The sequence below is a fragment of the Streptomyces sp. NPDC029138 genome (assembly GCF_055564375.1).
This window is the reverse complement of record NZ_JBVHWM010000099.1, coordinates 1-13,670: the sequence shown is the minus strand read 5'-3', so window position 1 is coordinate 13,670 and position 13,670 is coordinate 1. Positions and strand designations below refer to the sequence as shown.

The 13,670-nt window shown below is 71.5% G+C and carries 10 protein-coding genes; 3 read left to right on the top strand and 7 right to left on the bottom strand.

Annotation, left to right across the window (positions count from 1 at the left end):
* Positions 1 to 47: 47 nt before the first annotated feature.
* The 4 genes from ACZ4WH_RS41210 to ACZ4WH_RS41195 form a co-directional block, all read right to left on the bottom strand.
* The gene (locus tag ACZ4WH_RS41210; protein ID WP_468190687.1) at positions 48 to 785 is read right to left on the bottom strand and encodes an MIP/aquaporin family protein; all 738 of its coding nucleotides are present in this window, start codon (positions 783 to 785) and stop codon (positions 48 to 50) included.
* 348 nt (positions 786 to 1,133) lie between these two features.
* Positions 1,134 to 2,786: an EAL domain-containing protein gene (locus ACZ4WH_RS41205; protein ID WP_468190685.1), complete on the bottom strand. Its 1,653-nt coding sequence runs from the start codon at positions 2,784 to 2,786 to the stop codon at positions 1,134 to 1,136.
* 133 nt (positions 2,787 to 2,919) lie between these two features.
* Positions 2,920 to 4,110 (bottom strand): lipid-transfer protein, encoded by a 1,191-nt coding sequence (locus ACZ4WH_RS41200; RefSeq protein WP_468190683.1) that lies wholly within the window; start codon positions 4,108 to 4,110, stop codon positions 2,920 to 2,922.
* Positions 4,107 to 4,559 carry a Zn-ribbon domain-containing OB-fold protein gene (locus ACZ4WH_RS41195; protein WP_468190681.1) on the bottom strand — a complete coding sequence of 151 codons (453 nt, stop codon included), beginning with the start codon at positions 4,557 to 4,559 and terminating at the stop codon, positions 4,107 to 4,109. The genes ACZ4WH_RS41200 and ACZ4WH_RS41195 overlap by 4 nt, the downstream gene beginning before the upstream one ends.
* Before the next feature lie 225 nt (positions 4,560 to 4,784).
* Between ACZ4WH_RS41195 and ACZ4WH_RS41190 the strand changes: the two genes are divergently transcribed.
* Positions 4,785 to 5,321, top strand: a complete 537-nt coding sequence (locus ACZ4WH_RS41190; RefSeq protein WP_468190679.1) for an NUDIX domain-containing protein — start codon at positions 4,785 to 4,787, stop codon at positions 5,319 to 5,321.
* A 10-nt stretch (positions 5,322 to 5,331) separates the two neighbouring features.
* Here the strand turns inward: ACZ4WH_RS41190 and ACZ4WH_RS41185 are convergent, their stop codons facing one another.
* Positions 5,332 to 7,692, bottom strand: a complete 2,361-nt coding sequence (locus ACZ4WH_RS41185) for a glycoside hydrolase family 31 protein (RefSeq protein WP_468190677.1) — start codon at positions 7,690 to 7,692, stop codon at positions 5,332 to 5,334.
* Between the two features lie 215 nt (positions 7,693 to 7,907).
* Here ACZ4WH_RS41185 and ACZ4WH_RS41180 point away from each other — a divergent pair, with 215 nt between their 5' ends.
* Positions 7,908 to 9,875, top strand: coding sequence for an acetoacetate--CoA ligase (locus ACZ4WH_RS41180; protein WP_468190675.1), 1,968 nt, complete (start codon positions 7,908 to 7,910; stop codon positions 9,873 to 9,875).
* 163 nt (positions 9,876 to 10,038) lie between these two features.
* Complete coding sequence (locus ACZ4WH_RS41175; protein WP_468190673.1) at positions 10,039 to 10,932, top strand: hypothetical protein; 894 nt, start codon at positions 10,039 to 10,041, stop codon at positions 10,930 to 10,932.
* 123 nt (positions 10,933 to 11,055) lie between these two features.
* On the opposite strand, the gene ptsP is transcribed toward ACZ4WH_RS41175, so the two are convergent.
* Together ptsP and ACZ4WH_RS41165 are read right to left on the bottom strand one after the other, a co-directional pair.
* Positions 11,056 to 12,726, bottom strand: a complete 1,671-nt coding sequence (gene ptsP / locus ACZ4WH_RS41170) for a phosphoenolpyruvate--protein phosphotransferase (RefSeq protein ID WP_468190671.1) — start codon at positions 12,724 to 12,726, stop codon at positions 11,056 to 11,058.
* 77 nt (positions 12,727 to 12,803) lie between these two features.
* The gene (locus ACZ4WH_RS41165; RefSeq protein ID WP_468190669.1) at positions 12,804 to 13,253 is read right to left on the bottom strand and encodes a PTS sugar transporter subunit IIA; all 450 of its coding nucleotides are present in this window, start codon (positions 13,251 to 13,253) and stop codon (positions 12,804 to 12,806) included.
* Between the last annotated feature and the right edge of the window lie 417 nt (positions 13,254 to 13,670).

Sequence of the window (13,670 nt, the reverse complement as noted above, 5' to 3'; positions counted from 1 at the left end):
TCGCTGGCGGGAAGGACGCGTGGAGATAGCGGTGGCGGGCGCGGAATTCAGAAGGCCACGTTGTAGAGGAGGCCGGCCAGCGCTCCGCCGATCAGCGGCCCGACGACCGGTATCCAGGCGTACCCCCAGTCGGAGGTGCCCTTGTCGGGGATCGGCAGGAAGGTGTGCACGATGCGCGGGCCGAGGTCGCGGGCCGGGTTGATGGCATAGCCGGTGGGGCCGCCGAGGGAGAGGCCGATGCCCACGACGAGCAGGGAGACGATCAATACCGTGGTGCCGGACTCGCCGAGCCCCTTGGTGAGCCCGAAGGCGAGGACCGGCAGGACGAGCGCGACGGTCGCGATGATCTCGGTGACGAGGTTGGCGACCGGGTTCCTGATCTCCGGAATCGTCGAGAAGATGCCGAGGGTCGGCACGGGTTCGTCCGCGGTGCCTTCCGTGCGGACGTTGGCCTGGAACTGGGCGAGATAGACGAGATAGGCCAGTACGGCGCCGAGCATCGCGCCGACGATCTGCCCGAGCAGGTACACCCAGACCTTGCCCCACTTGCCGGTGTCGACGGCGATGCCGATGGTGACCGCGGGATTGAGCTGACCACCGGAGAGGGGAGCGGCGGTGTACGCGCCAGCGAGCACGCCGAAGCCCCAGCCGAACGCGATCACGATCCAGCCCGAGGCCCGTGCCTTGGAGTATCTGAGGGTGACGGCGGCGCAGACGCCCGCACCGAACAGGATCAGAATCGCGGTGCCGATGACCTCGCCGACGAAAATGTCTCCGTTGCTCATGGCGGCTCCCTTGGCGCCGGTAGGGGGCGATTGGCCCCCGGCCCTGTCGTGCAGGACGGTTCCCTTGGCGACTTCAGCCGAAGGCAGGGAGGGCCCCGCGCCCCGCCCGGCGTCGGTGACGAGCGTGCCGTCGCAGCCGGATCGCCCTGGAGCGCCGGGCCATGAGCAGGACAGACCCGTGCCGCAGTGCCTGATAACGCCGAGAATGTACGGCGATGTCGACTGACACCGGGAAGTGTTCACCGGCGCTCCGGGGGCGTCAAGGTTGCCGACGGCGACGGTGACACGGGTCCTCCGTCGGCCTCGGCCGAGTGGGCGCGCCGCAACCGACGTACACGCGAGGGCCGTTCACCACCGTGGTTCGGCGGCCGCGTATCCGGCCTGCGCCGGTGCCGGGCCCGGGCCGCCGCGCCGGACCTCGTGACCGGGGAGCCCGGCGCGTCCGAGGACCCAGCTGCCGCCGTTCAGCGCCTTGGCCGCCTTCTTCAGCGGAGCGAGCTGGGCGGCGGCCTGGTGATGGTCGCTCACGCTGCCCGGACCGCAGACGACCGTCGCCAGGGAGAGCGTGACCGGCCGGCCGCCCGCCGCCCACGGAGCGTCCAACACGGCACTTACCAGCGGATCGAGCGCCTCCTCGTCGGCCAGCACCAGGAAGTCGTCCCCGCCGATGTGCCCCACACGCGCGTGGTCCGCGACCGCCTGCTGGAGCGCGCGGCCCACCGCGCGAATCAGCTCGTCGCCCGCGGCGAACCCGGCACCGTCGTTTACCTGCTTGAAGTGATCGATGTCCAGCCAGCTGAGCGCGAACGCCCGCCCGGCGGAGATCCGCCGGTCCACCTCACTCACGATCGCGTCGGAACCGGGCAGCCGGGTCAGCGGGTTGAGTCCGGCGGCCTCCTCCACCCGGCTCTCGGCCAGCGCCCGCACCAGATCCGCCAGCCGAACGACACCGACACACCGGCCGTGTCCGTCGACCACCGCCACGTCGTCGGAGGTCCGGTCCCGGCCGCCGACCGCCACCACGTCCAGCACCTGCCAGGCCGTCGCGTCGACGCCGACCGTGCGGGGCGCGTCGCTCAGTTTGAAGGCCGGCCGGTCGGCGTACAGGGCGTGTCCGTAGCGGCCCGACATCGACAGCAGGAAGCGGGAGCGGTGCACCGAGCGGACGGGCCGGCCGCACTGGTCCACCAGCAGTACCCCGGAGACGTCCGGAGAACCGGTCAGCAATGCCCGCACCTGTCCCGCCGAAGCGGTCACTGGCAGGACGGCGGCAGGCCGGACGAACTCTCGTACGGACGGGCCGGAGCGGGGCACGGTCTCGGCACCGGGAGCGAGGGACGGAACGTATACGTGTGCTGCGGGGATACGGGCCGGCGGGGCGAACAGCTCGCCCTGGGCCAGCTGCGCACCGGCCGACAGCGCCGCCGCACACTGGAGTTCGGTCTCCACTCCCTCGACCGCGACCAGGGCGCCCAGTTCCTCGCACAGCGTCCGCATCGCCCGCACCGCGGCCGGCCGTGCGAGCAGCGAGGCGTCGAGCTTGACCAGGTCGGGGGAGAGGTCGGTGAGCAGTCTGAGCGGTACGTCGCCGTCCCCGATGCCGTCCGCGCTGATCCGGAATCCCTGTTGGCGCAGTGAGGCCACCGCCTCCAGCAGGGCACGCTGCGGCACATGTGTGTACGGCGGGACGATGTCGAGCGTCACCTCCCAGGGCATGCGCCCCGCCGCGCGTACGGCGTCGTGCAGCGGTGTCAGGCCGCCGAGATCGGCGAGCGTCGCCGCGAACACGTTCAGATGCAGCGGCAGCAGCGTCTCCTTGCGGGCAGCCGCGCGGAGCGCCAACACGGTCAGCCTGCCGTCCAGTTCGGGATCTCGGCGGGCCTCGGCCAGGACATCGCCGGTCTCCGGGCGGGCGAGTGTCTCCAGTGCGGCGACCGCGCCCGTCCTCAGGTTGACCACCGGCTGGAAGGCGAAGCGGAGAGTATCCGTCCAGGAGTGCACGGGAGCATGATGGCGCTGCCCGCGCACGCCCAGGCCCAGTTCATGAGACGTTCACGCAGCATTCCGGGCTGATCACGCAGAGTGGACAACCCCATCGACTCTCTTGCGGCAGGAGTCTCCGGACTCGCTCCTGTCACCGCACGGCGATCACCGATGACCCGTGCCCGAACAGCCCCTGGTTAGCGGTGATGCCCACCCGCGCCCCGGCGACCTGACGCTCCCCCGCCGTGCCCCTCAACTGCCAGGTCAGCTCGCACACCTGGGCGATGGCCTGGGCCGGCACCGCCTCACCGAAGGAGGCCAGTCCGCCGCTGGTGTTCACGGGTATCCGCCCGCCCGGGGCGGTCGCGCCCTCCCTTAGCAGCTTCGCGCCCTCGCCCTCGCCGCACAGTCCCAGATCCTCGTACCACTGCAACTCCAGCGCGGTCGACAGGTCGTACACCTCGGCCAGGGACAGGTCCTCGGGTCCAATGCCCGCCTCGTCGTAGGCGGCGCGCGCGATCGAGGCCCGGAAGGTCTCCGCCGGTGGTGCCACCGCGACCGCCGAGTCCGTGGCGATGTCCGGCAGGTCCAGCACCGTGTTCGGGAAGCGAGGCGTCACCGTCGACACCGCCCGGATGCGGACCGGACGGGCGGCGCCGTGCCGGTGCGCGAAGTCCAGGCTGGACAGCACCAGGGCGGCCCCGCCGTCGGAGGTGGCGCAGATGTCCAGGAGTCGCAGCGGATCGGCGACCACCGCGGAGGCGGCCACCTCATCGGCGGTGACCCGCTTGCGGTAGCGGGCGTACGGGTTGAGCGCCCCGAAGGCGGCGTTCTTCACCTTGACCAGCGCGAAGTCCTCCGGCGTGTCCCCGTGCACCGCCATCCGCCGCCGCGCGTACAGCCCGAAGTACGCCGGGTTCGTCGCCCCCAGCAGCCGGAAGCGCAGCCAGTCCGGATCGTCGGGACGGTCCCCGCCCGCGGGCCGGAAGAAGCCCTTGGGCGCGGCGTCCGCCCCCACCACCAGGACGACGTTCGCCAGACCGGCGAGGATCTGCGCCCGTGCCGCCGCGACGGCCTGGGCCCCCGACGCGCACGCCGCGTACACGCTCGTCACCCTGGCGCCCTGCCAGCCCAGGGCTTTGGCGAAGGTCGCTCCCGCGACATGACCCGGATAGCCGCCGCGCACCGTGTCGGCGCCCACGATCGAGCCGATGTCCCGCCAGTCGAGGCCCGCGTCCGCGAGAGCCGCGCGAGCCGCTGCCGTGCCGTACTCCGCGAAGCCGCGGCCCCACTTGCCCCACGGGTGCATGCCCGCGCCGAGCACCGCCACATCAACCGTCACCCCGTCACCCCCGTCGGCCGCCAGTGCCAGATCGTCCAGGTCGTCTTTGTGTCCTCGTCCTCGTGGAGCACACCGGGGACTACCTCCACCTCCATGCCCACCGTCAGGTCGGCGACGGTGACCCCGGGAGCCGCCTGCCCGAGCACCACGATCCGCTCGGCCTCCAGCTCCACCGCGATCAACGCGTACGGCACCCAGGGAAGTTCCGGGTTGCTCACATAGGGTGACGGTGGGCGGTATCGACTGTCGGTGTACGACCAGATGCGCCCCTTTTGTGACAGCGGGATCTCCTCAAGGGAGCCGCCCGCGCAGTGGGGGTTGCGGCAGTGGACGTCCTCGCGGGGAAAGAAGACCGAGGAGCAGGCCGTGCAGCGGGTGCCCAGGAGCCGGAAGCTCTCGCCCTCGCCGGTGAACCAGCCGGTGACCGCGGGCTTGCGTGTGTGCGGCAAGGACCCTCCCCTCGAGGCATACCTGACGTAGCGTCAGAAGTGTGCCACGGGCAACCGGAAATGGGCAGGCCGATTCGGTGAACCGAACAGCGGCGTACGGCGTCGTGGTACACGAGGGGCGGCCGGGACCGACGGGGGTGATTCCGGCCGCCCCTTCCAGATCCGCTCGTTCCTGATCCCTCACTAGCGGAACATGTCCCTCCCCTGATCGGATACAGTCCGCGCGTGTCCGAAACTCAGCAACCAACTGCCAACTCCGCGCCCGACTCTCACTGTTCGAGCTGCGGAGCGCCCTATGGAGAGGGCGTTTCCGGATGGCCGCGCACCTGCTCGTCCTGCGGGACCCTCGCCTACCGCAATCCGCTCCCGGTCGCGATCGCTCTCCAGCCCGTGTACGACACCAAGGGCACGGCCCTGGTCGTCATCACCCGAACCATCGCACCCGCGCGCGGAGGCATCGCCCTGCCCGGTGGGTACATCGACGACCGCGAGGACTGGAAGCAGGCCGTCGTACGGGAACTCAAGGAAGAGACCGGCATCGACGCGGCCGCCCGTGACGTGCGGCTCGTGGACGCCATGAGCTCACCCGACGGGCACCTGCTGCTGTTCGGAGTGCTGCCGGAACGCCCGGCCGACGGACTGCCGCCCTCCGCTCCCACGGACGAGACCGAGGGCTGGCAGCTGCTGCGCAGGCCCGAGGAACTCGCCTTCCCGCTGCACACGGTGGCCGTCAAGGCGTGGTTCGAGGGCCGCTACGTGTGAACCGTGCGGTTCAGCCGAGCCCGCGCACGCGCACCGGGTAGGGCGGTTCGGCCACGCCGTCCTCCCGGTCCCGGGTGACCACCACCCGGCCGCCGTGCCGGCGGGCGACGTAACGTTCGATCTCCGGTTCGTCCCACCCGTCGCCCGTGTCCCGCACGACCAGACCGGACCCGGTGCGTCCGCGCGCGGGCGCCCACACCTCCAGCTCCAGCCCACCGTCGGCCCCGCGCACGGGCAGCACCGCTCCGGCGCGCGCGAGCACCGGTATCCGCGACAGCGGCGCGTCCACCAGGACCTGCCCCGGTCCCTCATGGACCTCCTCCGTCACCGTGTCGTACCAGCGGCCCCGCGGCAGGCGCACCGCGCGGCGGTCGACACCGGGATCCAGGACCGGGGCCACCAGAAGGCCGTCACCCAGCAGAAACGTGTCCTCACAGTCGCGCAGCGCCCGGTCCTCCGGCGCCCCCCACCACAGCGGCCGGACATAGGGCGCGCCGGTCCGCCGGGCCAGATGCGCCAGCGTCAGGAAGTACGGCAGCAACCGCCGCCGTTCCAGCAACGCCACGCGCGCGTGCTCCAGCACCTCGGCACCGAACTCCCAGGGCTCCCGGCGCCCCGCCCGCAGACTCGCGTGGGTGCGGAACAGCGGCAGATGCGCCCCCAGCTGGAACCACCGCAGATACAGCTCCGGCGACGGACTGCCGTCGAAACCGCCCACGTCCGGACCCGAGTACGGCACCCCGCACAGCCCGAGCCCCAGCACCAGCGACAGCGACGCCCGCAGCCCCGGCCAGCCGGTCGCCACATCCCCCGACCACGTGCCGCCGTACCGCTGGAGCCCCGCCCAGCCGGAGCGGGAGAACAGGAAGGGCCGCTCCTCGGGCGCCAGCTCGCGCAGCCCCTCGTAGGCGGCCCGCGCCATGCACAGCGCGTACACGTTGTGCCCTTCCCGGTGGTCGCCGCCGCGCCCCTCCAGGGCATGCCGGGCCGAGCGCGGCAGCGTCGGCTCACCGAAGGCGCTGAACGCCGTCGGCTCGTTCATGTCGTGCCAGAACCCCGCGAAGCCCTGCCCCAGCCGCTCCTCGTAGAGCCCGCCCCACCAGGCACGCACGCGTGCGTCCGTGAAATCCGGGAAGACCGACTCGCCGGCCCACGCGACACCCCGCACCGTGCGGCCCTGCGCGTCCCGTACGAACGCGTCCACGGCCGCACCGCCGTCGTACACGACACTGCCCGGCTCCGCCCGCACCGCCGGATCGACGATCGACACCAGCCGGATCCCGTCCCGGCGCAGCTCCTCCGCCAGCACCGGCAGCTTGGGAAAACGCTCCTGGTCGACCGTGAACACCTGATGGTCGTCGTAGTGGTCGATGTCCAGGTGCACGGCGTCCAGCGGCAACTCGTGCTCCTGATAGCCCGCGACGATCCGGCGCACCTCCTGCTCGCTGCCGAAGCCCCACCGCGCGTGATGGTGGCCCAGCGCCCACGCGGGCGGCAGGGCGGGCGCCCCGGTCAGTGAGGCCCAGGTGTGCAGCACGCGCGCGGGAGTCCCCACCATCACCCAGCAGCGCAGCGGACCGCCGTCCATCCGCACCTCGCAGCGCCCCGCCCGGTCGTGCCCGGACCCGGCCCCCTCCTCGCCCTCCCGCAGGATCACCGTGCCGTCCCAGGTGGTGTCGTGGAACACCAGATGGGTGCCGGCATCCGCCACCACCAGCTGCACCGGCATCGTCAGATACAGCGGATCGTCCCCGGGCCCGAACGCCCGGCCGGGATCGGTGTTCCACAGCCGGTACTCGCCGTCGCGCAGCCGAGGCCCGCCGGAGCGCCCGCCCAGACCGAAGAACCGGGCGTCCGCGGCCACCTCCGACCGCTGCATCCACCGCGCCGCACCCCCGCCGACCGGCTCCCACCAGCGCGGCGGCAGGTCCCGCCGCAGCATCACCCCGCCCGGTGTGCACACCTCCACCGCGCCGTGCCGCGACACGACGACCGTCACCCGCTCGGCCACCACGCGCCAGCCGCCGTCCTTGTCCGGCTCCAGCACCGCCCGCGGATCCGGCTCGGGACCACTCCCCGCGAGCGCGTACGACGGCTGCGGACCAGCCCCGTCCCACCCCCAGAAGACCGCCCCGTTCACCGCCACGACGATCCGCAGCTCGGAGCGCCCGAACCGGATCAGCCCGCCCCCGGGACCCGGCTCAACGCCCTGCACCTGACCCGGCACCCGGGCCCGCTCGGGTCCCCGCCGCGGCAGCCCGGCGGCGTCGATCCGCCTCCAGCGCCACGCGGCCCGTACGGTACGCAACCCCCGAGCCGCCCTGCCCGAACCGACCACACTCACCGAACGCACCAGGTCACGACCGTCCATGCTGCTCACCCTGCCACTGAGCGCCCCACGCGCGCGTGTCGTTCAACTGTCGTTCACCCGTGCCCGCACCACATCTTCATGACATGGACTGTGTGGGGCGCACCCTGGTGTAGAAGTCGATCACATGGCATCGTCCGTGTCAGCCGCGTCACGCGCACACCCCAGCCCGTGCGCGGACCGACGCACACGACGCGCACAGCCCGGGAGCCGCCCCAATGTCGACCGCGAACCCCCAGCCGCTCTGGCAGCCCGATCCCCAGCGGATCGCCCAGGCCCGCATCACCCGGTTCCAGGCATGGGCCGCCGAACACCACGGCGCCCCGGCCGAGGGCGGGTACCCGGCCCTGCACCGGTGGTCCGTCGACCAGCTGGACACCTTCTGGAAAGCCGTCACCGAGTGGTTCGACGTACGGTTCTTGAGCCCCTACGCGCGCGTGCTCGGCGACCGGACCATGCCCGGCGCCCAGTGGTTCCCCGGAGCCACCCTCAACTACGCCGAACACGCCCTGCGCGCCGCGGCCGACCGCGCCAACGAACCCGCCCTCCTGTACGTGGACGAGACGCACGACCCGCGCCCGGTGAGCTGGTCCGCGCTGCGCCGCCAGGTCGGCTCCCTCGCCGCCGAACTCCGCGCCCTCGGCGTCCGCCCCGGCGACCGCGTCAGTGGCTACCTCCCCAACATCCCCGAGGCCGTCGTCGCCCTCCTCGCCACGGCCGCAGTCGGCGCGGTCTGGACCTCGTGCGCCCCCGACTTCGGCGCCCGCAGCGTCCTCGACCGCTTCCAGCAGGTCGAACCCGTCGTCCTGTTCACCGTCGACGGCTACCGCTACGGCGGCAAGGAGCACGACCGCCGCGAGATCGTCGCGGAGCTGCGCCGCGAGCTGCCCACCCTGCGCGCCGTCGTCCACATCCCCCTGCTGGGCACCGAGCCTTCCGAGGGAGCCCTGGAGTGGTCCGCGCTGACGGGCGGGGACACCGAGCCGGTCTTCGAGCAGGTCCCGTTCGACCACCCGCTGTGGGTGCTCTACTCCTCAGGCACCACCGGCCTGCCCAAGGCCATCGTCCAGTCGCAGGGCGGCATCCTGGTCGAACACCTCAAGCAGCTCGGCCTGCACTGCGACCTCGGCCCAGAGGACCGTTTCTTCTGGTACACCTCGACCGGCTGGATGATGTGGAACTTCCTCGTCTCCGGCCTGCTCACAGGCACCACGATCGTCCTGTACGACGGCAGCCCCGGCTACCCGGACACGGGCGCCCAGTGGCGCATCGCCGAACGCACCGGAGCCACCCTCTACGGCACCTCCGCCGCCTACGTCATGGCCTGCCGCAAGGCCGGCGTCCACCCCGCCCGCGACTACGACCTGTCCACGGTGAAGTGCGTCGCCACCACCGGCTCCCCCCTGCCCCCGGACGGCTTCCGCTGGCTGCACGACGAGGTACGCGACGACCTGTGGATCGCCTCCGTCAGCGGCGGCACCGACGTCTGCTCCTGCTTCGCCGGCGCCGTACCCACCCTCCCGGTGTACACCGGCGAACTCCAGGCGCCCGGCCTCGGCACCGACCTCCAGTCCTGGGACCCGAGCGGCAAGCCCCTCATCGACGAGGTCGGCGAGCTGGTCGTCACCAACCCGATGCCGTCCATGCCGATCCACTTCTGGAACGACCCCGACGGCAGCCGCTACCACGACAGCTACTTCGACACCTACCCCGGCGTCTGGCGGCACGGCGACTGGATCACCGTCACCTCGCGCGGGACCGTGATCATCCACGGCCGCTCCGACTCCACCCTCAACCGGCAGGGCGTGCGCATGGGCTCCGCCGACATCTACGAGGTCGTCGAGCGCCTGCCCGAGATCAAGGAGTCCCTGGTCATCGGCCTCGAACAGCCCGACGGCGGCTACTGGATGCCGCTGTTCGTGCACCTCGCACCGGGCGCCGTCCTGGACGAGACACTCCTGGACCGCATCAAGCAGGCCATCCGCGAACAGCTCTCGCCACGGCACATCCCCGACGAGATCATCGAGGTGCCCGGCGTCCCGCACACCCTCACCGGCAAGCGCATCGAGGTCCCGGTCAAGCGCCTGCTGCAAGGCACCCCGCTGGACAAGGCGGTCAACCCCGGCTCCATCGACAACCTCGCCCTGCTCGGCTTCTACGAGGAACTCGCCCGCAAGCGCGCCTGATCCCCCGGACGATCACCCTCCGCATCCGAGCCGCTAGCGGGCTCGGACGGTGTGACCTGCGCAGACCTGCTCACCATCCGTCCATGATCACCGGCGGCAGGCCCATTGTCAGTGCTGTCGGTTACGGTGAGTGAGCATTGATCGACCGCGCATTGGGGGAATCATGGCGCACACCGACCACCAGACCATGCGACGCGTCCTGCGCCGCGAGATCGCCGGCACCATCGGCGTACTCACCGACGACCACGACTTCCGCGCCATGCGGCGCTACCGCAGCTTCACCTTCGACGACCACACCACCTACCTCCAGCAACTGGAGGCCGTTCTCGAGGCCCGCGCCGAACAGGGCAACCACACCACACTCGCCCTGTTCGACCCCGAGGACTACGCCGCGTACTGCGCGGACACCGGCCTCGACCCGGAAGCCCCGGCCAGCCGGACCAGGTTCACCGCGGAACTCGCGGCCACCGGCCCGACCATCCCCTACGACGGCCGTCCGCTCGCCGTCCTCCTGCCCGCCCTCGTGGACGAAGCCGTACGCCAGGCCACCTGGGAGTACGCCACGACCCTCCTGACCCGCCTCGGGCCCTGCCCGACCTGCGGCGAGGACATCGGCAGGGCAGCCTTCACCCGCGCCTCCGACCTCGTGGTCCGCATCCTCGACACCGCACCACCCGGCGACCGGCACCTCGTCTGCACCGTCTCAGGACCTCCGGACACCCTCGTCTCCGTCCTGCACGGCGACCAGGACCCCCACGGCGCGACCCGCCTGGACGAGGCCGAGGCCCTGGAATTCACCAGCGTCCTCGCCCTCGGCCTCGCGACCCGCAGCCCCGGCGGACTCGTCATCCGCGTCAGCGCCGCCGGCACGGCCGACCGCGTGTACGGCTGGCGACTGCGCGGCGGCGCCCTCCAACCACTGACGGCGTCCGAAGTGTTCGACGCCTACTGCACCGACGTCGAATCCGGCGAGCTGATCTCCCCGGAGTCCGGCGTCGACTACCGCGAGCCACCCGCCCTCGGAGAGGACAGCACGGCCCCGGACCACCGTCACTGAGGGCCCGCGCCTCGCCCCGAACACACGAGCGGCCGCACACACCGGCTGCCGGAAACGCGTCAGGGGCGCCCCGCCCGAAGGCAGGACGCCCCTGAACCGACACCCCGGAGGTGGCCGCTACGGCTACTCGCCGGACAGCACCGCCTGAGCCGCGCTGCGCGCCTCCTCGGCGCTGTCCGCCGCACGCGCCGCCGCGGCGGCACGCTCGCACTGCGCCAGCGTGTACTTCGCCAGCGTGGCGCGAACGTACGGAATCGATGCCGCACCCATGGAAAGGGAGGTGACACCCAGACCGGTCAGCACACAGGCCAGCAGCGGATCCGACGCGGCCTCACCGCACACCCCACAGCTCTTGCCCTCGGCCTTGGCCGCCTCGGCGGACAGCGCGACCAGGTCGAGCAGCGCCGGCTGCCACGGGTCCTGGAGGCGGGACACCGCGCCCACCTGCCGATCCGCAGCGAACGTGTACTGCGCGAGGTCGTTGGTCCCCAGCGACAGGAACTCGACCTCCTGGAGGATCGAGCGCGCCCGCAGCGCGGCCGAGGGGATCTCGACCATCGCGCCGAACTTCGCCCGCAGCCCCGCCTCACGACAGGCGTCGGCAAAGGCCTTCGCGTCGTTGCGGTCCGCCACCATGGGCGCCATGACCTCGAGGTAGACGGGCAGCCCTTCGGCGGCCTTCGCCAGCGCCGTCAGCTGAGTGCGCAGAACCTCGGGGTGGTCGAGCAGCGTCCGCAGCCCCCGCACGCCCAGCGCCGGGTTCGGCTCGTCCGCCGGCGTCAGGAAGTCCAGCGGCTTGTCCGCGCCCGCGTCCAGCACACGCACGACCACACGGCTCTCGGGGAACGCCTCCAGCACCTGCCGGTAGGCCTCCACCTGCTTCTCCTCGGAAGGAGCGTTCTTGCTGTCGTCCAGGAACAGGAACTCGGTACGGAACAGACCGACACCCTCGGCCCCGGCCTCGACGGCCGCCGGCACATCCGCGGGCCCGCCCACGTTGGCCAGCAGCGGCACCTTGTGCCCGTCCGCGGTCACGCCGGGACCCGTCGAAGCGGCCAGCGCGGCCTTGCGCGCGGCGGCCGAGGCCTCCAGCTCCGCCTTCTTCGCCTCGCTCGGGTTGACGAAGACGTCGCCGGTGCTGCCGTCGACAGCGATCATCGTGCCCTCGGCCAGCTCACCGGCACCCGGCAGCGCCACCACGGCTGGCACGCCGAGAGCCCGCGCCAGGATGGCACTGTGACTGGTGGGACCGCCCTCCTCGGTCACGAAACCGAGGACCAGAGACGGGTCCAGCAGCGCGGTGTCGGCCGGAGCCAGGTCCCGGGCCACGAGCACATAGGGCTGGTCACTGTCCGGGACACCCGGCATCGGCACGCCCAGCAGCCGGGCGACGATACGGTTCCGCACGTCGTCGAGATCGGCCACGCGTCCGGCGAGGTACTCACCGGCACCGGCCAGCAGCTCCCGGTACGCCGCGAAGGCGTCGTACACGGCACGCTCGGCGGTGCTCCCGACCGTGATCCGCCGGTCCACGTCGGCCATCAGCTCGGGGTCCTGGGCCATCATGGCCTGCGCCTCCAGCACGGCCTGAGCCTCGCCACCCGCCAGATTGCCGCGCGCCATCAGGTCGGCGGCCACGGCGTCCACAGCCTGACGAGCGCGTCCCTGTTCCCGCTCCGCGTCCTCGGCGGGAATCTGCTTGGCCGGCGGCTCCAGAACCGCCGTGCCCATGTGCCGTACCTCGCCGATCGCCACGCCATGGCTCACGCCGACGCCTCGCAGCGTTGTCTCCATCTCACCCGTCCCGATAGTGCGGCGGGTCCCGCCGCCGCGGTGGTTGTCCTGTTCGCCGCCTTACGACGGCAGTTCTGTCAGTTCCAGGAGAAGAGGCTGTCGCCGACCTTCACGTCCCCGTCCGCACGGAGGTCGGAGAGGGACTCGGCAGTTGCTTCCAGCGCGACGACCGGGCACACCGGCGACTTGCCGGCGGCCTCCACCGCAGCGGGGTTCCAGCGCACGACGGCCTGGCCGCGGGTCACGGTGTCGCCCTTGTTGACGAGCAGCTCGAAGCCCTCGCCGTTGAGCTGGACAGTGTCGATGCCGAGATGGGTGAGCACACCGTGTCCGCTCTCGTCGACGACGACGAACGCGTGGGGGTGCAGGGAGACGATGATGCCGTCCACGGGCGCCACGGCCTCGGAGATCTCACGCTCGGGGTCGATCGCGGTGCCCGGGCCGACCATGGCCCCGGAGAAGACCGGATCCGGCACTGCGGCCAGTCCGATGGCACGCCCGGCAAGAGGGGACGTCACGGTGGTCATGGGAAGCCTCCCAAGGAGTGGAGCTGTTCAACGGGCCGTCACTGTCAGTCCCGGACGGCGCACTGAGCAGCAGCGTATGTCATGTGAACTGGCGGTTCCGGATGGAAGCTACCAGTTAGTGGTCTAGACCACCAGCTCACCGGATTTGCATGGCCTCCGAGGCTGCGTGTACAGTCGTACTCCTGCCGGGGGGCACTGAGGCGTGCAACCGCATGCTCCTCCGACAGCACCCAAACTCATCAGATCCTATCTCTGGATCTCCTTCTGCATGCTCGCAGGGGGGTGGTCAGAGAGACGGAAAAACCCTGGTAGAGTTTGAAACACCGAAGGGAAGCGCCCGGAGGAAAGCCCGAGAGGGTGAGTACAAAGGAAGCGACCGTTCCTTGAGAACTCAACAGCGTGCCAAAAGTCAACGCC